Here is a 24,333-nt window from a genome sequence, read left to right as displayed (position 1 = left end):
TAGCATGAAAAATATAAAATTTATCATTCTTGGATGCGGCATATTTAGTTTAGTGCTGGCAGGTTGCACCAATGATTTTGAAGAGATCAATGAAAATCCCAATTCCCCTGAAAATGTAGATCCACAGTTCCTACTGGCCAACGTCATTTCTGTAGAAGCGAATATGAACACGTATGATCAGGGATTCCGTTTGGCAAATTACCTGGATCAATTTGCGGCCAGCGTAGAATTTGAAAGAATAGATCGTTACGAAATGGGATCTAATAGCGGTTACTGGAATAATATTTTTAGGTTACAAACCGATATTCGATCAATGAAAGAACTTCCTGGTTCCAATGAAGCCTACGTTGCGGTGGGCGATATTTTAAGAAGTTACCTCTTCTCCCAGTTAACAGATATATGGGGCGATGTGCCATATACCGAAGCTATCCAGGCACTAGACGGAAATTTCACCCCGAAATATGACACCCAGGAAAGTATTTACACCCATCCTGAAACCGGAATTCTGAAAGTACTGGAAAGATCTGCCACTACCCTGGAGAATACCAATGCAACGATCAAAGGCGATGTGATGTTTCAGAATGATCTGGACAAATGGGTGAGATTCGCCAATTCATTGCGTTTGCGTTATCTCATGCGAATTAGTAAACGACTCAGCAATTATTCAGAAATTCAGGAATTGGCAGATTCATGTAAATTAATTGAATCCAACGCACAGAATGCGGTGGTGCCTTACCTTAGCACAGCACCAAACCAGTGGCCTATGTTTTTGGCAGGGCTTGGATTGTACCAGGAACATCGTATGACGAAAACCGTAGACTCGCTACTTAGGCTGTGGAATGATCCTCGCGTAGAAGTACTTTACAAACCAACGCAAAAAAGTGTAAATGAGGGAAATCCGCACTACAAAGGTTTGCTTAATGGACAGAGTCGCGAGACCATTAGTTCAAAAGGCATTAACCTAAACGATATTTCCCTTTTTGGAGCCATGTTCCGGGATGTGCCCGATGCCGTAAACGGGCAGTATATGCAATACGCTGAAGTTCAGTTTGCCCTGGCCGAAGCTGCTGAACGCGGTTATATTTCTCAGGATCCTGGGCCTTATTATAAAGAAGGAATTAAAGCTAATTTCGACTATTTGGATGTAGAATTTCCGGAAGATTATTTGAGTAGGGAGGCGATCGCCCTTGGTGAGGATAATCTTACCAAAATTCTGACGCAAAAATGGCTAAGCCTGATTAATAACGGCCATGAAGCCTGGTTCAATGTGCGTAGAACGGGAATTCCAAACCTTAAACCGGGACCGGATAATTTAAATGACGGGCGTTATCCTGTGCGATATCTTTATCCGGAATCTGAGCAGGCGACCAATAGGAAAAATTATGAAGAGGCCGCAGCACGTATTGGCGGAGATAATATCAACAGCGAAGGCTGGTGGGAAATGTAGTTAAAGTAGCAGATAGAATGCTCCAGAATTTTTTAGATAAAGACACTAGAACGGAGCAGGCCAACGAGGCACTAAATGAAATTATTTATTCGATTTCGAGACAAACCGCTGAGTCTCGATGGTTATCGGGGCCAAATCTCAACTACGTAGTAAGAAGTTCTTAAAACAGCTAAAATTTAAATTAATGGTTCAAAGTATGATTAAAACAACAAAGATATTCTTAAGTATAACACTCATTGGATTACTGGCCGCTTGTGGTTCTGATTTAAAAAAGAACAGCGACTCTCCAAAACTTGCTAAATTGGGAACTATATCAACAGAAAGTTTCGGCAAGACAGATAGGCCTGTGCTGATGCAGGAAAGTTCTGGTATTGATCTGGAGAGTAGAGAACTTTTAGAACGTACTGGAATAAAAAACTCTAAAAAAAATATTTGGGTGGATGCAGACCTTGCTGTTGGCATGAAAAGATACCATCGGGAAGGCTATAGCGATGTAGATGATGCCTACGCACTTTTACAACTTTTTAAAGCAGAAAATATAAATATTAAAGGGATAAGCGCTGTTTTTGGCAATACTAAAATTGAAGATGCCTTCCGTCTAAGTCAGGAAATGGTAAGCGAATTTGCCCCCTATGAAATTCCGGTTTATAAAGGAGCTGGGGCAAAAATCAACCTGGAAAAAGTAGAAAGTAACGAAGCCATTGAAGCTTTAGCGCAGGCCTTAAGAAAAGAATCTATGAGCATCCTGGCTATAGGCCCCGCGACCAATGTTGGAACCTTGTTATTACTCTATCCAGAACTCAAATCACAAATTAAAGAAGTGGTCCTGGTTGCGGGAAGGCGTACAGCTACCTCTTATTTTGAAATAGGTAAACTAACAGCGCATCATGCACCAGATCTTAATTTTGACCTTGATAATGACGCATTCAGAATTCTGTTTGAGAACGAGGTTAAAGTTGTTCTTTGTCCGTTTGAAATCTCAAATAAAGTTTGGATTACGACTGAAGATTTGGAAAAGATGAAAACAGGGGATTCAGCTACTAGCTGGCTGGCCAGAAAATCTAAGCCCTGGCTCAAACAGTGGGAAGAAGTTGGCGAAATTGGATTTAACCCTTTCGATTTATTGGCAAGCCATTATCTTATGGCTCCGGAAGATATAGTTTCAGAGCAGCTAAATGTCCGTTTGGAAATTCATCCCAACGATATGCTTCTGGACTCTTCAGAAAACAATTTCAAACAATATCTAATTAGCGATTCAGACAACGGATATCCGGTAACTTACTGTTATGATATTGTAAAAGACTATCACGAAAAGATGATGGAAAGCCTGATTAATAACTAGAAAAACCTACGATTTTGAATAATATAATCCATTTAACAGCCAATATAAAAACAATAGAAAAATACCTGGATTCTCAATCCTGGCTGAAAACAGATGAAAAAGTCACTGCAATAGAAGTACCCGGTGATGGAAATATGAATTTCACCCTTCGGGTAAAAACTAACAAAAGAAGTTTTATTATAAAGCAAAGTCGGGAATATGTAGAAAAATATCCGCAAGTTGAAGCACCGATTGAGCGGGCTTTAGGAGAAGCGAAATTTTACGAGTTCATATCTCACTACAGTAGTTTAAAAAATCAAATGCCAAATCTTTTGGGGGTAGATAACCAGAACTATGTTTTATATCTTGAAGATCTTGGTAACGGGACCGACTATACTTTTTTATATGAAAAAGGGCGGGTTTTAAAAGATGAAGAATTATCTAAAATCATAACTTTTGCTGCCGATTTGCATTCTGATCTCACCCGTCAAAAAACTGAAATCACCCTTCCTAACTGCCAAATGCGGGAGTTAAACCACAAACATATTTTCATATATCCTTATTTAAAAGAAAACGGCCTGGATTTAGATGCCATCTTGCCCGGTTTACAAGGAATTGCCGAGCCTTACAAAACCAATGAGCGTCTTAAGGGCAATATTGAAAAATTAGGGAAACGCTATTTACAGGACGGGAATAGCCTTTTGCATGGCGATTATTTCCCGGGGAGCTGGTTAAAATCTAAAAATGGTATTAAAATAATAGATCCTGAATTTTGCTTTTTTGGCGAACCGGAATTTGAAATAGGGGTTACTATCGCCCACTTAAAAATGGCTAATCAACCAGAAGAAATCATTACTAAAGCAATAAGGTTTTACAAAGAGAGGGCTCCACTTAACGAAGAATTGCAGCAACAATTTACCGCGGTTGAAATATTCAGGCGCATCCTGGGATTGGCCCAATTACCCCTAACTATAGCTTTAGAAAAACGTAAAAATTTGCTTGCTGAATCGTTTGAAGTATTGATTACGATGGAAAATGAAATTAATCATTCGGTAGTATATCGCTAGTAAAAATCAAAAGCTATGATTAATAAAAAATATGATCTCATTGTAATAGGCGCTGGTTCCGGCGGTCTTGGTGCTTCCCTGGGAATGCAGCAAATGGGTATGGATGTATTGCTCATTGATAGAAATCCAGAAAATATTGGTGGGGAATGTTTAAATACCGGCTGTGTACCCAGTAAGGCCTTAATTCATTTAGGAAAACAATTGCATCAGGCAAAACTTGCAAAATCGCTGGGGCTGGAAGTTTCTGGGCAAGTGGATATTGAGAAAATAAAGGAGTATATCAAGGTAAAACAAGAATCCATAAAAGATCACGAAAATATAACTTACCTAAGAAAAAAAGGTTTGGATATTGAACTGGGTGAAGCTTCATTTTATTCAAAGGATTCTATAAAAATTGACGGGAAAATCTTTCAAGGAAGAAATATTGTTATTGCCACAGGCTCTTCTCCCAGAATAATTACCATTCCCGGTGCAGAGAGCCTTCCCAAATTCACCAATGAATCTATTTTTGAAATCGATTTTATTCCGAAGAATTTTGTTTTTATAGGTGCCGGCCCGGTAAGTTTAGAATTAGGCCAGGCTTTTTCAAGATTAGGATCTAAAGTAAGCATCATAGACCGTGGAGACCGTATTTTGAAAAAGGAAGACCCTAAAATTTCAACCATTCTACAAGATAGACTTGAAAAGGAAAATATTCAGTGCTTTTTCAATACCGAAGTTTCTAAGGTAAAAGGAAAATGTGCAATTCTAAAAAAGAACTCCGGCGAAGAAGAAAGCATTCCTGTTGATGCCATTTTTATGGGACTAGGACGCACTTTGAATTTTGATTCCCTCGCACTTGAAAAAGCAGGAATAAAAACAGAAAAAGGTAAAATTATACTTAATGAAAAACTTCAAACCACTAACAAACAGGTGTATGTAAGCGGGGATGCAGCAGATAATTTAAAATTTTCACATGCAGCCGAGATGCATAATATGTTGCTGATCAACAACTTTTTATCGCCCTTTAAAAAGAAGCTCGATTTTGACCATTTTCCCTGGGTTACTTTTACCGACCCTGAAGTGGCTACGTTTGGACAAAATGAAGCTCAACTGAAGGAGAAAGGTATAAATTATGAACGCCTGGAAACCAATTTTAGAGAAGATGACCGCGCCGTTACCGATAATTTCGAGTACGGAAATTTAATTGTTTTTATCGAAAAAAAACGATTTAATCCCGGCAATGCGAAAATACTGGGCGGCAGTATGATTGCCCCAAATGCGGGGGAAATTACCCAGGAACTGGTGCTTGCCGGGGTGGCAGGGATAATAATAAGTACCTTTATGAATAAAATTTACGCCTATCCTACGGCGGCCAATATCCACAAAAGCCTGCTACGGGAAAAAATGGTGAGTCAGCTAAAGCCGTGGATGAAGGAAATCATTAAAAAATGGTACCGTCTTAAAGAATGAAAATAAGCATTATTATACCAGCACTAAATGAAGAAGGCTATCTGGAAAAAACTTTATCCCATACCCTGAAACTGAAAGGGAACTTTGAAATTATTGTCGTAGATGGTGGAAGCACCGATCATACCCAAGCAATAGCAGAAGGTTTTAACCCGGTCCAAACATTGGTGGCGGGGAAAGGCAGGGCAAACCAGATGAATCACGGCGCCTTGCATGCAAAGGGGGAAATCTTCTTGTTTTTGCACGCCGATACGGTATTGCCCCAAAACGTTTATCAGGAAATTACCGGACAGCTACGAAAACCTGGACATATTGGCGGAAGCTTTAGGTTAAGGTTTGACAAATACCATCCCTTTCTCAATTTATATAGCTGGTGTAGCCGTTTTAACCTGGAATATTTCACGTATGGCGATCACGCTATTTTTGTAAAAAAGGAAATTTACAATTTAATTGGGGGCTTTAAGTCTATTCCTTTTATGGAGGATATTGAAATTCAAAAAAGGCTTCGAAAAAAAGGGAAATTCAAAAAGCTAAAAAGTTATGTCTTAACTTCGGGACGTAGATTTGAAAAAAATGGTATCAAATATCAACTACTCCTTGATGTGTTTTTAATTTTTCTGTATAATTTCAGGGTAGCTCCCCGCACATTAAAACGATTTTATAAAGATCATGCTTAGCAATTTTATCATGGAAGCATTTGTTGCTAATTCCTTAGATAATGAATTGGGAGAATTTGTGATTTGATCTTATCAAATTATGCATTTCTTCCAAAAGACGTATCCATTTAAGGGAAAAAAATTGTCATGTTATCTCAAACCTATTCAAAGCAATTTCCTCCAGCTTTTTCAACTTTTTTTTCCATTTTGTTTCAAGCTTCTTGTGCATAGATTTTCTCATCATTTTCCCAATCCAATTTAAATTCAAATAATTAAGAATTTTGACCTTTGTTGTACCGGGACCTGACTTATCTAAAAGGATATAAAACCTGTAATTATTGGCCATAGGTAAATTGGAGGTCCTTTCTCCATAAGAAAGGTCGGCCTTACTATCTAACCCAACGGTCTCAAATTTAATTTTACGGCTTCCAATGATGCAGGTGTGCTTTGATCCCGGCCTGTTTACCTGAGCTTCATTAAAATCAATTTCAGTTAAGGAAGTATCCCAAAGTTTCCTGTATTTAAAATTACTTATAAGCTCAAATGCTTTATCAATAGGAACATGGATAATTTGTTCCACGATAAAATCCGGATCTTCATCTAGTGAAATAGCGCCCCTATTGGATTCTTTATCAAATTTTGTTTTATACTTTTCTAAATTTTTGTAATAATAGGGTAGAATTTGAATGTCATAGTTACTTTCTATCCTATTAAAACCTAAGTCACCTGCAGGTATGTTTAAATATTCCATTGTGGGATGGGACAGGAGCAAATACTCATCACAGGGCACGTCATTTTTTAATAAACGATGAATACGGTTAACGTCCTGTCCATAAGGTTTCTGTATGTCTTTTACCCTTATAAAATCTAACCTACCTCTATGAAAAAGAAATTTAATTTTAAGATTGATTGCCGTGGCACAAGCTCCACAATTGCAAATTCTTTGATGTTCATATTTTAGGAGATGTTTCCGAAAACTATTTAACATGGAAGTTACCTGGCTCTCCATTTGAGAAAAGGATAAATCCTGACCTGTATACATAAAAAGCGCGTCCCCTTCTATTTCTGCAAGTTTCATGTTTAAAACATTATTGTCCAATAGAATTTCAAGTAATTCAGAAATTATGTGAATACTATGTTCTATAGCAGTATTTTCCACAAATTGAGAAAATCCACTAATATCCGGAATAAAATAAAAGGCCTTTCTTTCTGGGGGAAGCTTTCTTGTTTCCATTTGATTCTATAGATAAATTTAATGTATATCCGTTTTCTGCCCTAAAGTTCTTTCGTCACCCTGAACCTGCCCGACTTCGTCATTCAGGCGGGTTTATTTCAGGGTCTCCATATACATTGATTTACATTGAAATGAGATTCTGAAACAAGTTCAGAATGACATCATTTTTCAGTTTAGCATGCTTTACGGACAACAAAATTAATTTTTTAAATTTTGAAATATGGATGCCCTTCGGTAGATTCATAATTTGGACTTACCGGGTTTTAGTCTATCAGATCTATTAATTCAAATTTTTTATTTCTAAGAGCTTCAATTCGGTTTTGAAAGTCTTCCTCTTTGAAGTGATTAGGTAATATTGGTTGTTTCAATACTCCCTGTTCCAGAAGTTTTGAAATGAGTGGAACATAATGCAGGGCGAATTTTCCTGTATATAATAATTCTATGTTCCCTCCATCTTGCAAATAATCTAAAAGAAGAATAACTCCTCGAAGATAAACCACGTCTTTAATTAGTCCTCCTCCCCGGAATATACGCAATGTAATGTTAAAGGAAATCCTTTTGGGAAAATTATATGTATCCACTAACAAATTATAAGTTTCATTAAATGAATTCCCTTTCACCAAACAGTCGGCTGCTATTACCCTTGCCGCAAGTGTTCGAAGTCGTGAGCCTGATAAGCCGTCCACAAAATATTCCGATAAAACTGCCAGTCCCTCCTGCAATTGGTTATAACCGGCAAAACCCGCATATAATTGTTTAAGAGGTTGTCTTAAACCATTGCAATAAGTTAGGATATGGGTGCCTATTTCATGTTGAATCAGAGCTTCTACACGTGAACGTTTGATTGACATACCTTCACTTATATAAACCTTTGTTTTGTCGACCATAATTCCGACGATATCATTTCTTACTTCAGCCGCAATATTTTCATTTTGGAATTCCTTTTTCAAATAGTCTATTTCAGATTGGGCTATTTCGGCAAATTCATGACAGTTTACGCTCTCTTCATCATCATTAGAGAGGACCTTTACTTTCTTAAGGATTTCCTTTGCCTGCTTAAGTTCTTTATTATTTGGCGCCCCATAGAGATAATGCCCCAAATATTGAGCACCCACCGCTTCTCTGCTTTGCAGCAAGGTTAATTCTATTTCCAGCTGGATACGCTTTTGTCTAAGGATATAATCTACAGTTGTACCTTTTACACCATCCATATCAAGACGAAAGAGCCTTTCTTTTAATTTCTCGGGGTCGAATTTTATCGTTCTGTAAGTGAATTGTGGTTTTTCCTCATAATTGGAAGATTTAAATTCTTCCCAGGCAAGACTGTCATTCACGGGTGTTGTATTTAATAAAAAGCTCATTTCATCAGAAATATCGGCCAGTTCCTGGTCTATTTCTTCCACCTTTTTATCCAATTTATCGTGCTCATGCATCAAATAAGGAGAAAAATGGTTTGATGTTTGAATTCTCATAAAATTGAATCCTACTTTTTTAAATACATCGGTGAAGTGTTCAACCCAGGTATCAGATTTAGGGCCTTCAAGCAATGATACCGGAAAACTAAGTCCTATCCAAAATACTCCCTTATCCTTTCTAGTTTCCTTACTCAGTAGAGGGTCTGCCATAGATTCCTTCACTTTCTTTATTTTTACCGCTACCTCATTCAACCCGGAATGCTCAAGAGCCTTCTTAAGGGTGGCAATGGTGATATGGGTTTCATCATAAAAACTAGATATTTCAATATTTCCGTTATTAGTAAGAGGAATGAGTTCTATAATTAGGAAAGAATTGAAGATTTTCGAAATGGAATGCGAGATCACTTCAACCAACTTTTCCAGTTGCTTATATTCATTATTAGCCATGAGGCCGGAGGAAAAGGATTGAATTAATTTTCTAACTCCCTTATGAGGATCGTTCCTGTATCTGTAAATCAACAAATAAGGCAGGGTTCCCTGCATATGTAATTTCAGGTTTGTTTCATCTAGATTAATTGGTTGTTGGGAGGTGATCTTTTTTTCTATATTTCCTTTTATTTTTTCATAATTCTTCATTCCAAATATTTTATTAGCAATTATATTTTGATGATCATCTCGGGCCAATTCTTCTACATTAACACAGACATAGAAATATTTTAGTTGGCAGAAACAACCAAAAATTACAAAAAAATACGAAGCAGTATTTTAGGTGGTGTTATTATTAGTCTCCTGTTGATGTTCTTTTCATTTTGCTTCAATGGGAGTTGCATACGATGAGTTGTGTAAGCTAACAGGCGTCACAGCTGAGGAAATGAGCGATTCCGAAGTAATGTTAGAATGGGAAAAAGCAGCTCTTATTTGGGAGCCATTAATGAAACTTACCGGTGATCCCGTCATAGAGCTGCATTTAGGGATGGAACTGAATGACAGGCAAACAGGTATGGTAGGATTTTTAATGGAAAGCAGTAAAAATATTGACGACGCTTTTCAATCATTTTGTACTTACAGTAAGATGGTCGCACCTATGGCTGACTTTAGATAGTACAAGACTAGTAATGCAACGGTAGAACTGGGGCAAAACAAAATGTGGATACATCGTTACCCTGAGCCCGCCCGTCAAGCAATGGATTAAGCATCGCTGCGACCATCAGATCAGCAAGAGCATTGTCCGGTAAAAAAATTATTCCTGTTCGTATTGAGTCAATTTATGAAAGACGGAACATATCCGAGTACCACAGACTTTGCGGGTGTGAAGTGTTTTTTGGTGCTGAAATGACTAAGATAATTTTTCGGAAAGAAGACGTTGAACTTCTTGTGTTAATGGGTGACCTTTCATTGTTCCAATTATTCAATTCAGTGTTGGCGGGGAAAAAAGCGATACTTGAATCAGAACGTATTGATATTGCGCTGAAAGGAGCATTGTTTAACCAGTTTAAAGGACAGGTTCCGACTATCAAAGAAGCAGCAGAAGCTTTAAACCTTACACCACGTACCTTGCAACGTAAGCTGCTTGAGGAAGACACAAATTTCAGAACAATAGCAAACGGGGTTCGAAGGGATTAGCGTTGCAACTGATGAAAAATCCAAAAACGAAACTGTCAGAGGTAGCTCAAATATTAGGTTACTCGGAAATGTCCTCTTTTCGCCGTGCCTTTAAGCTGTGGACAAAATCAACACCAAAAGCTTTTTCAACGGGATAGAGCTTTTCATGCATTTAAATATTCTTAATATCATTGACGGCAGATCCCGGTGTTTTACATGAATTAACAAGTGACATGCGTTGAAATAAGTGAGAAATGTCACTCTAAGAATATCTAACTGTGTAGTATGCCGGCTAGAATGGAAGTGGTACCAGAAATGTTTAATTGAGCCATTATGTTTTGCAATCAGGTATGCAGTTTCCTGTTAATAAGTCTTCAAATTGGCCAATTGTCCAGAATCTATTAGCCAAAAGATAACATCATCATGAGCTTTTCCAATGGGTCCCGGATCGTCGCATGGGATCTCTAACTTTTGTGAAGGATAGTACCCCCCTCCAACCTGGAATTCAGGAGTCATGATTGTTTTTGTACAATCATCTTTTGAGCAGCCTACCAGAATAAGGATAGCGGTAAAGGCCAATAAGATCCTTTTGATCATATACAACTCTTGATTAAATTTTAAACAGTCTATAACTACAGTGTATCCCTGAACGAGTTTGATTCCTATCTAACCTTTGACAGAGCAGGAAATAATGTGTTTTCCTATGTTAAAAATAGAAAAATATTCTAATATTTTTCAAAAAGTTTTTGGGGGTTAAGTATAATTTTTAATAGTGGTCAAGCTTACAGGTTTCAATCAAAACAAAACAATGTGGACAAAAGCTTTTGGCTATTTTAAGTTGAATTTAGTAGGTACAATCGAGTTTTATTGGGGGAAATTTCACAAAAAAACGAGGCTTAATGACTTTCATCCTCGCTCTACTGATTTTATAAAATCCAATTGATTTATATAGTCAATACAAAATTACATAAACCGAAAAAAAAAGACACATTGCCTAGAAGGTCCGCGTCCTTACCTCCGCAATTTGAGGATCATAATCGTTGGCAACAAGCTTTTAACGAAGTTCACGCAACTTATTTTAAATTTTCGTATCTAGTAAGAAAGAAATAATATGAAAGTACTAAAATATATCGGAGTAATTTTTCTAACATTTATATCTATTTCTTGTTCAAAAGAAGAAAATATTGACAATGAATTAGAAGGTGAATGGAAAGTAATTTCATTTGAAAATTATCAAGACTCAACATCAATAACCAAAACAGAAGATAATACTTGGCCTGACTTTAATAATGGTGATATTACAATAAGTTTCATCTTTTCCGATAATTCAAAAGGAAATATTTCGGGTAAAAATGTTACGAACACTTTTTATGGTGATTTTACGATTGACTCGAAAAAAAATTTATCCATTGATAATACCAATTGGACAGAAATAAATGAACCTGAATGGGGCAGGTTATTTCATTCAATAAGACTGGCAGAAGAATATAAAATTGATTCCAACAAATTGACGATTTATTACAATAACGAGCAGAATGGAATAGTCCTAACTAAATTCTAGGAAAAAAGCCAATTGCCAACCACGTATCCAAATAAGCGGTGAAATTTTAAAGAAATAATTAACTTTCCCAACAAACCAGGTCTAAGTTGACAATACCGCGTCCTAAAAATAAGCGATTGATTGATCGGAATCAGATTAATCTATTGAACTCTTAAAATTTTTAAGATTATTTATTAGCTTTACCTTCCTAAAATCTACTTACTCCTACCCTACTGGTTAGTATTGCAGTTTTTAACGCTAACCAGATTCCTAATGAAATAACACTGCCCGCTTCCTATAGGCCAAGAATACAGGTTTTAGAACAAATGAAGAATAGAAATATAACATTATTATTACCAAAGCAATTGTCAAAAATTGGATACACTCATGTTTTTCTTTGTAATAATATTGCGGATGCTTGTCTAATTTCTAATAAAACTAAAGAGCAAAATCAGGTTTTCCCTCTATATATATCCCGAAAAAACAGATCAGACTAAAATTGATGATTCTCCAGATCGTAAGCCGAATCTTAATAAGAAAATTGTTGAACAACTAGAAAAAAGGCTGGACCTGGAATTTTTAGCTGAAGAACCGTGAGAAGGCGAAGTTTGTTTTTCAGAAAGTCGTGAATTACGGGAGGAGTATAAAACCTGGTTTACGCCTCTCAACCTGCTGGATTATATCTACGCGGTGCTGCATTCACCCACCTATCGTGAAACCTATAAAGAATTTTTAAAAATTGATTTTCCCCGAGTGCCTTATCCTGAGGATGCAGAAAAATTCTGGAAACTGGTAAAACTGGGCGGCGAATTAAGGAGTATACATTTATTGGAAAGTCCGCTGGTAGAAGATTTTATAACTTCTTATCCTATAGATGGGGATAATGTGATCACTCGCAAGATCACCAGGACAAGTCCGGGTTATGAACCAAAGCAAGAGATACTGAAACAAGTTACCATTGACGAGGAGAACAAGACCAGCAATCAAAACGTCTCTGCGAGGAGTGAAGTGACGAAGCAGTCTGTTACTGCAGAAACCGGCAAGGTCTGGATCAACGATACCCAATATTTTGAAAACGTTCCCAAAACAGCCTGGGAATTCTATATAGGCGGTTACCAGCCTGCTCAAAAATGGTTAAAAGATCGTAAAGGGCGAAAACTAAGTTTTGAAGATATTCTGCATTACCAGAAAATTATTGTCGCCCTAACTGAAACTCATAGATTGATGCAGGAGATTGATAAAATTGAAATTATTCATGAAGATTGAAAATTTCTGGTAAGAAGCTTCCCATTCATTTCCACCGGTAATGCTGGATTGAAACAACACTTCTTCTCCTTCACAAATAGTTTCCGTATTTGCACTGATATTTACTGTCGGAGTAGTTGTACACTGACTGTAACTTTTTGGAATTGAAATGATTAAAAAGAGTAAAAAAGTAATTTTACCCATAAGCATAGAATTAGGTGCATCGATAAAAATATAATCTAAAGACAAATTGAAGTTCATTTTTACTTTAGCTATACTTTAGAATAACTTAAGAATCCAACACTAGATTTATTGGATTAACTTTATAAAGATGAAATATCTAATTGCCGAAGATGAAAAGGATTTGCAAAAATCCATCGCGACCTATTTAAGTCAGGACGCAAACATATGCGAAACGGCATCTGATTATCACGAAGCTTCTGAAAAGCTGGAACTATATGATTACGAAATCGTGATCCTTGATATAAATTTAATTACCGGTAGCGGGCTTGATTTACTTAAAAAACTCAAACAACAACATAAAAAAGCAGGGGTTATCATAATTTCTGCAAACAATTCTTTAGAGGATAAACTGCAAGGCCTCGATTTGGGTGCCGATGATTATATTACCAAGCCTTTTCATCTGGCAGAATTGAATTCACGAATTAAAGCTGTACTAAGGCGTGGGCAGTTTGGAGGCGATGATAGTATCTACTTCCACGAAATTAAACTGGATACTTTAGCACGTAGTGCTTACGTAAATGATATGCCTATCGCGCTTACCCGAAAGGAATACGATTTACTATTATTTTTTATAACCAATCAGGGACGTGTGCTTTCAAAGGCCATTATTGCAGAACACCTCTGGGGCGATGATAGTGACCTGCTGGATAATTTTGATTTTATTTATGTACACATCAATAACCTGAGAAAGAAGCTTACTAATGAAGGTGCAAAATATATACAGACTGCTTATGGGAGCGGTTATAAATTTATAGCCGATTAAAAATTCAACTAAAAATAAAACAAGACTTCTCAGAAAGGCTTCTAAAACCTTTTTGATTACCAGTATCATCATCATGATACTCTCTGGTATAGCACTTTATTTATATACAAGATCGCTTTTAGAGAACGAGATAGAAGAAGAACTTTATTCAAATAAAGATCGCGTAGAGCGTTTATTGGAAAAGAATCCAGACCTGGTGGGCATCCCTCCCATTATGATGGCTGAAAAAACAGAAATCCCACAGGACAATGAACTAATTGACACCCTCATATATGATCCCCTCCAGGATGAAATAGAACTTTTTAAGCAACTCTCCGGAACCAAAAACATTAACGGACAGCAATATAAAATTACGGTACGGGCAATGGTAATTGAATCTGAAGATATTCTTTTTGCTATCGTTTTTACTTTTATGGTCATCATTTTTCTGGGTTTTATCTTTCTATTTTATCTGAATAAATCCCGGAACGAAAAATTGTGGCGACCATTCTTTATCAATTTAAATAAACTAAAAGAATTTTCTGTAAAGGCTGATAAACCACTAAACTTTGAAGAATCTGAAATATTGGAATTCCACGAACTCAACCGCGAGATGGAATCACTCACTGCCAAAATCCAAACAGATTACCGTAACCTGAGACAGTTTACAGAAGATGTCTCTCATGAAATGCAAACGCCACTGGCGATCATGCAGGCGAAAATTGAAACGCTCATCAATGACCAAAAGATTAACGAAAGCCAATATGAACAATTGAGTTCCTTACAGGGCGACATCCAAAGGCTGAAACAACTCAACAAAAGGTTAATATTGCTGGCCAAAATCGATAACAACCAATTTACCGCAAAAGAAACGATATCGATCAATGAAATCATTCAACAGGTCATTGAAAATTTTAGGGAATTGATCCAGACCCGGATTATATTCGTTGAAAATAGTAAGATAAGTGTAGTAATGGATAAGACTTTAGCGGTCATACTGTTTAATAACCTTCTAGCTAATGCGGTAAAACACAACGTAGACAACCATGCTGTTGAAGTCATTATTGAAGGGAATAATTGTAGCATAATCAACGATGGAAACGTAGCGCTAAAACAACCGGAAAGTATTTTTGAACGTTTCTATAAGGAAAGCAAAAAAGCCGACTCCACAGGTTTAGGTCTTTCTATTGTAAAGAAAATTTGTGATTATTACAGGTTTGGACCATCTTATAGTTTTAGGACTTCAACAGAAACTGATACCGCTATCAAAACCCAGCGCGAGCTTACTTCCCAAGGACAACATATATTCAGCGTTGACTTTAATAAATAAGATTGTATGATGGCTCAAAAACTTTAAATTTCCTTAAGAACCATCAACTATTTTCCCGAAAAATTTATTAGATGTTGGGAATCACGCTAAGAAGATCTTTTATTCTTCTCTTTTTATTGTTTTTTAAAATTACCCTGGCCCAGGAAATAATAATTACAGGCCAGGTAATAGAGCAAACCACACAAGAAGCATTGCCATTCGTAACGGTAGCGATTAAAGATATTGCTACACAGGCAATAGTTACGGGAACAGTAACTAATGATATCGGTCACTTTACTATTGAATTGCCTACGGGTACTTATGTGGTGATCATATCTTACATTGGTTTCGAAACAGTGGAGAAGAAAATTACCGCTGGTGGCCTCAATCCTATATTTGATTTAGGAAAGATAGAACTTAAAGCATCCTCAGAAGCATTGGATGAAGTGGCCATTCTTGCAGAACGAGCAACAATCTCGTCTCATCTTGACAAGAAATCTTTTAGTCTTGATGATAATCTAGCTCAGTCTGGAGGTTCTGTATTGGATGCGATGAAAACAATGCCAGGGGTGGCTTTTGACCAAGAAGGGAAAATAGTATTGCGCGGTAGCGATAAAGTAGTAGTTCTCATTGATGGAAAGCAATCCAGTTTAACCGGATTTGGTAATCAAAAAGGGCTGTCCAATATTCCCGCTGCAAATATCGAGCGTATTGAAATCATCAACAATCCCTCGGCAAAATATGATGCCAATGGCTTTGCAGGTATCGTTAACATTATCTACAAAAAAGAAAAACAAACAGGACTTAATGGCGACCTGGGATTGTCTTTTGGCCTGGGTGCCTTATCCAAAAGAAAAAAAGATACCCCAACCGATTTTGGCAGTTTTTCGGTCAATCCAAAACTCATTCCCAGTTTAAACCTTAATTATCGAACCGGAAAACTAAATTATTTTTTACAGACGGAATTTATCCTTCAGGAAGCTTTGCCCAATAATGAATTTACCACCCGTTTCTACAACGATGGTCGTACCATCATCTCCCAGGTTCCTGAAAACCGAAAGCAATTCCGCTCGATAATAACCGGAGGAATAGATTATGAAATTAGCGAAAATGACGCTATAACTTTTTCTGGAATGTTTGATAGGGAAAAACATATTGATACCTCGCAGGTGGCTTTCATTGATTTCATTAATAAAGTTCGTGAGCGCCTATACACATGGAAGGAAGAAGAAGTGACCAGCTACATAAATGCGGCCGTGGCCTATAAGCATAATTTCGTACAGGCAGGACATTCACTATCTGCCAATGCTCAATACACACGTGGGCTGGAAGATGAAAGTTATTTCTTAAATGATAGTTCCGCTGTGCGCATTGGTCGTGACATGACCAATATTAGGGCTGTTGAACATACCACCAGTATTTCCACAGATTATGCCCGTGCCTTGAGCAATGGAAGAATTGAATTAGGGGCAAAGACACGCTTCCGCAGACTGCCGGTAGATTATAGGGTTGTGCGGGGTAATGAATCCATCATCTATCCCAATTTGGGTGATTTTTCAAAATGGTCTGAAAATTTGTATGCCGCCTATGCAAATTACCTGTTGGAAAAAGACCTTTTTGATATAGAAGCTGGCTTAAGGGCTGAACACACCGATGTTTCCTATGAATTGGACCCGGAAAACACCTATTACGATACCAATGATCGCTATAATTATTTTGAATTGTTCCCCAGCATCCGGTTTACCTATAAACTGAATAGCAAAAACAAACTTTCAGCTTTCTACAACCGCCGTGTGGATAGGCCGGGAGAACCGGAATTGCGTATTTTCCCCAAATATGACGACCCCGAACTGTTGAAGGTGGGGAATCCTTATTTGAGGCCACAGTTCACAAATTCGGTGGAAGTGGCGCACCGGTACTCCTGGGGTGCGGGTTCGCTGTTTTCTGCAATTTACCATCGGGAGATCAAAGGTGCCTATCAGCGTATTTTCAGTATAGATAACAGCAATTCCGATTATGATATTGTAAACCGGATTTATCAAAATACCGGGAGTAGTACCAATACCGGTCTGGAAGTATTGTTCAGTCAGGATATTGCAGATTATTGGAAACTTACGTCAAGTTTCAACATCTATCGCAATAGCATTGATGATTATCAGGGAACTCTATTGTTTCCATATGAGCGCCCCTTTGTTATACAACAATCGACAGATATTGCTGGGGATTTCAAGATGACAAATACATTTCAGCTGCCATGGGAATTGGAAACACAGATAACAGGACTTTATTATTCGAAACGTAATATCCCACAAGGGGAAGAACTTGCCAGATCTTCCATAGATATTGGTTTCAAAAAATATATTTGGAAGAAGAAAGGGGAAATTACCTTATCTGCAACAGATGTGTTCAATCGTTTTGGTATGCGCCAAAGGATAACTGGAGAAAATTTTACGGCACTCTATGAGAATTATTATGAAACTCAGATTATAAGGCTTGGCTTTAATTATAAATTTTAAGTTTATAGATAATTTAGTTTTCGTTAGAAATACGAAATTGAAGTTTATCCTATTATAATTCTAATGGCGAAAAGATAAAAGTTAAAAAATTATGCAACATGAACAACATTACGGCAGCAGAAGTGGCTGGTTAAGAGCTGCGGTCCTGGGTGCAAATGATGGTATCCTCTCTACGGCAAGTGTAATTATAGGCGTCGCTACGGCTAGCACTACAAGAGAACCTGTTGTGATTGCAGGTGTTGCTGCCCTGGTAGCCGGAGCATTCTCCATGGCTGCTGGGGAGTATGTTTCCGTAAGTTCTCAAAGCGATATTGAAACAGGCGATTTGGAGAGGGAACGCAAAGAACTAGAAGAAACTCCTGGAAAAGAATTAAAGGAACTTGCAGAAATATATGAAAATCGTGGCGTGGGCAAAGATCTGGCTTTACAAGTAGCTGTACAACTTACGGCCCACGATGCTCTGGGAGCACACGCAAGGGATGAATTGGGCATCAACGAGATAACAACGGCAAAACCATTACAAGCCGCACTTTCTTCTGGCGGTGCCTTTACAGTAGGCGGGTTTTTACCTATACTGATGCTGCTATTTGCCCCTCTTGAAAAGATGGAATATTTACAATATTTCTCGGCAATCATTTTTCTTGTTTTACTAGGTGCATTAGCTGCAAAAACCGGTGGATCGAGTGTAGCGAAAGCAGTTGTAAGAATCACAGTTTGGGGAACCATTGCCATGGGAATGACTGCCTTAATTGGATATTTATTTGGTGTGAATGCTTTGTAAAAAAAACATTGCCCTTTTATAAATGCCTAGGATAACTTTAGATTTTCTTAAGAACAGCATCCTACATTTACTTTATAAATAGTAATTTTTTTTATATGCTTGTACGTTAAAGTACCTAATAGGCAAATCATGGCTAAAATTGCCACGTCCAGCATTTCGACTTCGCTCAATACAGGCTCAAGTCGAGACGTTTTTGTTTGACCTTTCGACTGCGCTAAGTTGACAAAAACTTATGTCAGGTGTCTAAACGGATAAGCACATTTTTTTAAATTTAAGTAATCATCATTTTTAATATTCAGGGCTTATAGGCAACAACTACTTTTTAGGCAAGAAATCTTTATTTGAACCTGCCTGTCCGGCCGGTGGGTTAGCCTTCACTGATTGGTTGCAAACCTAGATAATAAGCCCTGGAAAGGAAGGATCATCCTTACATATAGCGTATTGAACATTATCCTTCCTTTATCAGGCACAACTGAATATCATTTATCCTTTAGACCTTCTTTAGAATTACCTTCTACTTTTGTATACATTTTAGCGTAAAGCAATGTTTAGGAATCGATTATTTCTTATTTGTTTATTTTCTTTTTGCCAATTTTCATTTTCTCAGAACAATCCAGGCCTGGATATTTTTCTGAAAAATGCGAGGCAGAATGCACCTAATTTGCGGGAAAATGGCAACTTAAAACAGATTGGTAAAATCCAGGACGATATCATTCGTGCTCAGAAGAATGCTTTTCAGGTCAATGCCACCTCAGAGGTTCTTTTTGCTCCTTACTTTAACAACGATGGTCGTATTATAGATATTACCACCACACCTTCGCCTACCGCCTATGGGTATGATGTGGGCATTACCAATGGCGGACTTTATTCTGCTCAAATTAATGTTACCAAAAATTTATTCAATCAAGCCATTCTTGACAATCTGCTGTTTCAGAACCAGGTGAAAAATGATGCTATCATTCTTTCTTCCGAAGAAATTTCTCATAATCTCACAAAGAATATTACCGATGCCTATGTGATGGCTTATCAGCTTCAATTACAGGAGGGATTCACGCAAGAAATTTTAAAGAATCTTGAAAAACGGCTTGAAGTACTGGAACTCCTGGTAAAACGGGGGATCCTTCAGGAAAGTGATTATTTATTATTGCAACTTGATATTGAAAGCAAAAAGCTGGAACTACAGCAAATCCAAAACAATTTACAGATTGCTATTAGTCAGCTCCACAGCCTTAGCGGAACGAGAGCCCAGGAAACAGGAAAACTGGAGGAACCAAAAATTTTTACTGAAATAGCTTCGGAAGAACTCACACGTTTCTTTGAACGTAAATTTATCAACGACAGTCTGCAAATCGCAGCTGATGAAGATGTTTTTGAAAATGCCTATAAACCGCAACTTACGGCTTATGGCAATACTGGGTTGAATGCCGTTGAAATCCCCAATATTGAACATAGAATAGGCTTGAGCGCGGGTTTTCGCTTAACCATCCCTATTTATAACGGCAAACAACGTCAATACAATGCCCAACAAAGTAAGTTCAAGGAGGAAAATCTTCAGTTCTACAGGAACAATGCAAAAATTCAACTGGAAAACAATCTTGAAAGTATCCAAAATCAAATTTCGGCATTAAAAGAAAACAGGATCTTGCTGGACAAACAGCTCAAAAAACAAGAGAAAATTCTTGAAATTTATAAAGGCAAACTGGTACAGGGTCAGGTGTCTATCGTAGATTATCTGAACGTCATCCAGAATTATAAACAGAATGTTTATACCCAGTTGCAAATGCAGACCAATATGTGGCTTTTACAGAGCCAGTACAACTTTATAAACTGGTAACCTATGAAAGTAAATTCCATTTTAATTCCCGTCACATTGCTTATTATGGTAATGCTGTCCGGTTGCAAAAAAACCACCACGTCTGCATCCACCAAAAAAGCGGCTATAGAAGTAACGGCTGTTCCGGTTACACGGCAGGGAATTAAAGAATATCTCACTTTTAATGGGGTTACAGTGTATCAGCGCAAAGAAGACATACGTTCGAATGTCACGGGCTTTATTTCAAATATGCGCTTTAAAATTGGGGATAAAATCAATTCAGGTCAGGTGTTCGCCTATGTGCGCACCAAAGAACAGGATGCCCTGCGCGATGCGGTAGAGATTGACAGTTCGCTGGCTAAATTTATCAGCCCAATCAGCATTAGAAGTAATGCTACGGGGGTTATAAAATCCCTGAATGTTAATACCAATGATTATGTGGCAGAAGGCGATATCATCGCCTCAGTGGTACAGCCAAAATCCCTGGTAGTACAGGTAAATGTGCCCTATGAATACGAAGACGATGTGCAAATGGGCGCCAACTGTGAAGTATTATTGCCCAATGGCGAAACCTTGAAGGCGAAAATAACCGATATCTTGCCCACTGTAGATGCGGTATCCCAGGCGCAAACATTTCTAATCAATTTGCCCGATGCAGAAGACCTGCCCGAAAACCTGAACGTGCAGGTAAAATTAGTGCAAAAGGAAAGTTCTAATTCACTTAGCATTCCCAAAAAAGCCTTACAGACCAACGAACTCCTTACCGAATATTGGGTGATGAAGGTCGTAAACGATTCCCTGGCATTAAAAACCAAAGTAACCCCTGGATTAAAAAACGATTCCCTGGTACAGATTGAATCAGGTAATATAAAGCTGAAGGAACTGGTCATTAGCACAGGAGCTTACCAGATGCAGGATTCCACCCTTGTAAAAGTGCAACAACGATGAGGAACCTGCACTTTAAATACAAATACCCTATTCTGGCCATTGCCATTTTATTGCTGGCAGGTGGTTTTTTTTCTTACCAAAATTTAAAAACCGGGCTTTTTCCTGATATCACTTTCCCCAAAATAAAAGTGATTGCAGATGCCGGGCAGCAACCTGTGGACAAAATGATGACCACGGTAACCATCCCACTGGAAAACATCATTCGTCGTACCGAAGGGCTGCAATACATACGAAGTACAACCTCCCGGGGCAGTTGTGAGATTTCGGTATTCCTAGATTGGAATATGGATATCAATACCGCCAAATCACAGATAGAATCTTTTATCAACCAGGCGCAGGGAAGTATTTTACCAAATACCGTTTTTTCAGTAGAAAAAATGAACCCGTCCATTCTTCCTGTTATGGGCTACTCCGTAGAAGGCGATGGGCTTTCGCAGGTAGCGTTGAAAAAAATCGCAAAATATACTATTAAGCCTTATCTGGCTGCTACGCAAGGGGTTTCGGATATCGTGGTTATTGGAGGAAAGGACAAGGAATATCGAATAGAACTCAATCCGGTCGCTGTAAAATCGCTGGGGATTTCCCTCAACACTATTCAAAATGCGGTGACCAATGCCAATCTGTTACAATCCAATGGCTATATAACCGATTATGACCGGATGTACCTGACCCTTACCGACAATGCGGTTGATGACATTTCAGAATTGGAGGATCTAACGATTATCAACAGCCCCACCCGGTTAATTCGATTAAAGGATGTGGCAACTATTAAAGTCTCAGAAGTAAAAGAATATGTGAAAATTCGGGCGAATGGGAAAAATGTTCCCACAATTGCCGTAATCAAGCAACCTGAAGCCAACCTCATTGATGTAAATAATACCATTGAGCAGAAAGTAAAAGAGCTGGCAGATATCCTTCCGAAAGGGGTGGTTATAAAGCCCTATTATAAACAGGCTAATTTTGTAAACACGAGCATTTCCAGCATCAAAGACGTGCTTTGGATTGGGCTGGCGCTCGCATTGGTTGTGGTCATTATTTTTCTCCGTTCTTTTTCCGCAAGTCTGGTCGTACTATTTACCATTCCGGTCTCGCTTTCGCTCACGCTCATTATTCTGGAAGCCTTCAGTTATACGTTCAACATTATGACTTTGGGCGCTGTTGCCGCCGCTATAGGCTTAATGATAGATGATGTGGTCATTATCATAGAACAGATACATAAAATAAAAGAAGAGCATCCCGAAGAAGACAAAGGTTGGGTTGCCCACGAAGCGATTCAGCATCTATTTCCCGCGATGGTAGGCTCCTCATTGAGCACGCTGGTAATATTTATTCCATTTGTTCTGATGACAGGGGTGGCCGGGGCGTACTTCCAGGTAATGGCTTATACCATGATGATTGCCCTGGCGGCTTCATTTCTTGTGACCTGGCTTGTAGTGCCCGTACTTTCCATTTTATTTAGCCGAAAAAATTCGCACTCAAAACAGAAGAAGAAGAAGGAACCTAAAACCAAATGGATCCATCAGGTTTTGGAAAAACCCATTATCGGGTTTGCTTTCCTGGCTATTTGTGTGGTTATCATTGTGATAATCCCTTCTAAACTGCCTTCAGGTTTCTTACCAGAAATGGATGAAGGGAGCATTATTCTGGATTATAACAGTCCGGCGGGCACTACACTTGAAGAGACCGATAGGATGTTGCAAATTGTAAACAATGTGCTGGACAATCAGCCTGAAGTAGAAGCCTATTCTGCGAGATTGGGTACACAACTTGGCTTTTTTATTACTGAACCTAACCGGGGTGATTATTTGATAAAACTGAAGGACAAACGCAACACGACCACGTCCGAAGTTTCCGATGAAATTCGGAGCCAAATAGAAGCAAAACTGCCTCAGTTGACCATTGATTTTGGGCAGGTTATAGGCGATATGCTGGGCGATTTGATGAGCTCGGTACAACCCATTGAAGTAAAAGTTTTTGGCGATGATGTCAACAAACTGGAAACTTTGTCCCGGGAAATTGCCTCCCAAATCGAAAATGTAAAAGGAACCGCAGACGTTAATGACGGGATCATTGTGCCCGGCCCTGTTTTAAACATTCAGCCCAATGCAGCAAAATTAGCGCAGTTGGGACTCACCGTGGCTGACTTTCAATTGCAATTACAAACACAAATTGAAGGGACTGTTTTAAGCAGGGTGATAGATAGGGAGCAAATCATTGACATCCGTCTAATTTATCCAGATGCATACCAGACATCAATTGAAAATTTGAAGAATACTTCCATCCTATTACCTAATGGCAACTCGGTTCCTATCAATAACGTAGCAACTATTAATACCGAAAAAGGGGTCGCTGAAATCAATAGGGAGAACCAGAAGTCCATGGGGGTGATTACGGCGAGACTGGATAATCGGGATTTAGGATCAACGTTAAAGGAAATCCAATCCACTTTAGGTAAAAACTTAAGCCTTCCTGCGGGTTATACCATAGCATATGGAGGAGCTTATCAAGAACAGCAGCAAGCCTTTAAAGAATTAATGATGATCCTGGTTTCAGCCATTTTATTGGTATTCATTGTGATCCTGTTCCTTTTCAGAAAAATTAAAGTCGCCTTTGCTATTATTATGATTGCCATATTGGGCGTAGCAGGAAGCTTATTGAGCTTGTTTCTTACCGGGACTGCCCTGAATGTGGGCAGTTATACCGGAATAATAATGATTGTAGGTATTATAGGTGAAAACGCCATTTTTACCTATAGGCAATATCAGGATACCGAGGGGTCTTTAAGCCATCTAGAAAAAATTGAATATGCTATTGCCGCTCGTTTAAGGCCTAAGCTAATGACCGCATTTGCGGCGATTATGGCCCTTACCCCACTTGCTTTGGGAATAGGTGCCGGAGCTCAATTGCATCAGCCGCTTGCGATCGCTGTTATAGGTGGGTTAGTTTTTGCCCTGCCGTTATTGCTCGTGGTGTTGCCGACTTTATTAAAGACTATAAAAGAATAA

20 protein-coding genes are annotated in these 24,333 nt (G+C 38.3%); 17 read left to right on the top strand and 3 right to left on the bottom strand.

Annotation, left to right across the window (positions count from 1 at the left end; genetic code table 11):
* Nucleotides 1–4 precede the first annotated feature (4 nt).
* From DHD80_RS18205 to DHD80_RS18185, 5 genes are all read left to right on the top strand, one after another.
* A complete protein-coding gene (locus DHD80_RS18205; protein WP_251742896.1) occupies nucleotides 5–1,447 on the top strand; it encodes a SusD/RagB family nutrient-binding outer membrane lipoprotein in 1,443 nt (480 codons plus the stop codon).
* 196 nt (nucleotides 1,448–1,643) lie between these two features.
* Nucleotides 1,644–2,789, top strand: coding sequence for a nucleoside hydrolase (locus DHD80_RS18200; protein WP_251742895.1), 1,146 nt, complete (start codon nucleotides 1,644–1,646; stop codon nucleotides 2,787–2,789).
* 14 nt (nucleotides 2,790–2,803) lie between these two features.
* Nucleotides 2,804–3,835 (top strand): phosphotransferase, encoded by a 1,032-nt coding sequence (locus DHD80_RS18195; RefSeq protein ID WP_251742894.1) that lies wholly within the window; start codon nucleotides 2,804–2,806, stop codon nucleotides 3,833–3,835.
* 15 nt (nucleotides 3,836–3,850) lie between these two features.
* Nucleotides 3,851–5,287, top strand: a complete 1,437-nt coding sequence (locus DHD80_RS18190) for an FAD-dependent oxidoreductase (protein ID WP_251742893.1) — start codon at nucleotides 3,851–3,853, stop codon at nucleotides 5,285–5,287.
* The gene (locus DHD80_RS18185; protein ID WP_251742892.1) at nucleotides 5,284–5,961 is read left to right on the top strand and encodes a TIGR04283 family arsenosugar biosynthesis glycosyltransferase; all 678 of its coding nucleotides are present in this window, start codon (nucleotides 5,284–5,286) and stop codon (nucleotides 5,959–5,961) included. The genes DHD80_RS18190 and DHD80_RS18185 overlap by 4 nt, the downstream gene beginning before the upstream one ends.
* 124 nt (nucleotides 5,962–6,085) lie before the next feature.
* On the opposite strand, the gene DHD80_RS18180 is transcribed toward DHD80_RS18185, so the two are convergent.
* On the bottom strand, nucleotides 6,086–7,174 hold the full coding sequence (locus DHD80_RS18180; RefSeq protein ID WP_251742891.1) for a DUF2652 domain-containing protein: 1,089 nt from the start codon (nucleotides 7,172–7,174) through the stop codon (nucleotides 6,086–6,088).
* 263 nt (nucleotides 7,175–7,437) lie between these two features.
* A complete protein-coding gene (locus DHD80_RS18175) occupies nucleotides 7,438–9,225 on the bottom strand; it encodes a tyrosine/phenylalanine carboxypeptidase domain-containing protein (protein ID WP_251742890.1) in 1,788 nt (595 codons plus the stop codon).
* A 181-nt stretch (nucleotides 9,226–9,406) separates the two neighbouring features.
* On the opposite strand from DHD80_RS18175, the gene DHD80_RS18170 reads away from it, so the two are divergent.
* Together DHD80_RS18170 and DHD80_RS18165 are read left to right on the top strand one after the other, a co-directional pair.
* Nucleotides 9,407–9,691: an AraC family transcriptional regulator ligand-binding domain-containing protein gene (locus tag DHD80_RS18170; RefSeq protein WP_251742889.1), complete on the top strand. Its 285-nt coding sequence runs from the start codon at nucleotides 9,407–9,409 to the stop codon at nucleotides 9,689–9,691.
* 230 nt (nucleotides 9,692–9,921) lie between these two features.
* Nucleotides 9,922–10,212 (top strand): hypothetical protein, encoded by a 291-nt coding sequence (locus DHD80_RS18165; RefSeq protein WP_251742888.1) that lies wholly within the window; start codon nucleotides 9,922–9,924, stop codon nucleotides 10,210–10,212.
* A 342-nt stretch (nucleotides 10,213–10,554) separates the two neighbouring features.
* On the opposite strand, the gene DHD80_RS18160 is transcribed toward DHD80_RS18165, so the two are convergent.
* On the bottom strand, nucleotides 10,555–10,788 hold the full coding sequence (locus tag DHD80_RS18160) for a hypothetical protein (protein WP_251742887.1): 234 nt from the start codon (nucleotides 10,786–10,788) through the stop codon (nucleotides 10,555–10,557).
* A gap of 514 nt (nucleotides 10,789–11,302) precedes the next feature.
* On the opposite strand from DHD80_RS18160, the gene DHD80_RS18155 reads away from it, so the two are divergent.
* From DHD80_RS18155 to DHD80_RS18115, 10 genes are all read left to right on the top strand, one after another.
* Nucleotides 11,303–11,752 (top strand): hypothetical protein, encoded by a 450-nt coding sequence (locus DHD80_RS18155; protein ID WP_251742886.1) that lies wholly within the window; start codon nucleotides 11,303–11,305, stop codon nucleotides 11,750–11,752.
* Between the two features lie 305 nt (nucleotides 11,753–12,057).
* A complete protein-coding gene (locus tag DHD80_RS20025) occupies nucleotides 12,058–12,228 on the top strand; it encodes a hypothetical protein (RefSeq protein ID WP_347709982.1) in 171 nt (56 codons plus the stop codon).
* A 172-nt stretch (nucleotides 12,229–12,400) separates the two neighbouring features.
* Nucleotides 12,401–12,997, top strand: coding sequence for a type ISP restriction/modification enzyme (locus tag DHD80_RS18150; protein ID WP_347709983.1), 597 nt, complete (start codon nucleotides 12,401–12,403; stop codon nucleotides 12,995–12,997).
* A gap of 310 nt (nucleotides 12,998–13,307) precedes the next feature.
* Nucleotides 13,308–13,982 carry a response regulator transcription factor gene (locus tag DHD80_RS18145; protein ID WP_251742884.1) on the top strand — a complete coding sequence of 225 codons (675 nt, stop codon included), beginning with the start codon at nucleotides 13,308–13,310 and terminating at the stop codon, nucleotides 13,980–13,982.
* A 73-nt stretch (nucleotides 13,983–14,055) separates the two neighbouring features.
* Nucleotides 14,056–15,291 (top strand): HAMP domain-containing sensor histidine kinase, encoded by a 1,236-nt coding sequence (locus DHD80_RS18140; protein ID WP_251742883.1) that lies wholly within the window; start codon nucleotides 14,056–14,058, stop codon nucleotides 15,289–15,291.
* A 71-nt stretch (nucleotides 15,292–15,362) separates the two neighbouring features.
* Nucleotides 15,363–17,786, top strand: coding sequence for a TonB-dependent receptor (locus tag DHD80_RS18135; protein WP_251742882.1), 2,424 nt, complete (start codon nucleotides 15,363–15,365; stop codon nucleotides 17,784–17,786).
* Between the two features lie 91 nt (nucleotides 17,787–17,877).
* Complete coding sequence (locus DHD80_RS18130; RefSeq protein ID WP_251742881.1) at nucleotides 17,878–18,567, top strand: VIT family protein; 690 nt, start codon at nucleotides 17,878–17,880, stop codon at nucleotides 18,565–18,567.
* A gap of 544 nt (nucleotides 18,568–19,111) precedes the next feature.
* Nucleotides 19,112–20,401 carry a TolC family protein gene (locus DHD80_RS18125; RefSeq protein ID WP_251742880.1) on the top strand — a complete coding sequence of 430 codons (1,290 nt, stop codon included), beginning with the start codon at nucleotides 19,112–19,114 and terminating at the stop codon, nucleotides 20,399–20,401.
* A gap of 3 nt (nucleotides 20,402–20,404) precedes the next feature.
* Complete coding sequence (locus DHD80_RS18120; RefSeq protein WP_251742879.1) at nucleotides 20,405–21,328, top strand: HlyD family efflux transporter periplasmic adaptor subunit; 924 nt, start codon at nucleotides 20,405–20,407, stop codon at nucleotides 21,326–21,328.
* Complete coding sequence (locus DHD80_RS18115) at nucleotides 21,325–24,333, top strand: efflux RND transporter permease subunit (RefSeq protein ID WP_251742878.1); 3,009 nt, start codon at nucleotides 21,325–21,327, stop codon at nucleotides 24,331–24,333. The genes DHD80_RS18120 and DHD80_RS18115 overlap by 4 nt, the downstream gene beginning before the upstream one ends.

Source organism: Gramella sp. AN32 (assembly GCF_023718305.1).
Taxonomy (GTDB): domain Bacteria; phylum Bacteroidota; class Bacteroidia; order Flavobacteriales; family Flavobacteriaceae; genus Christiangramia; species Christiangramia antarctica.
Note: the sequence above shows the minus strand (reverse complement) of the source record. Positions and strands in the feature narration are given on the sequence as shown.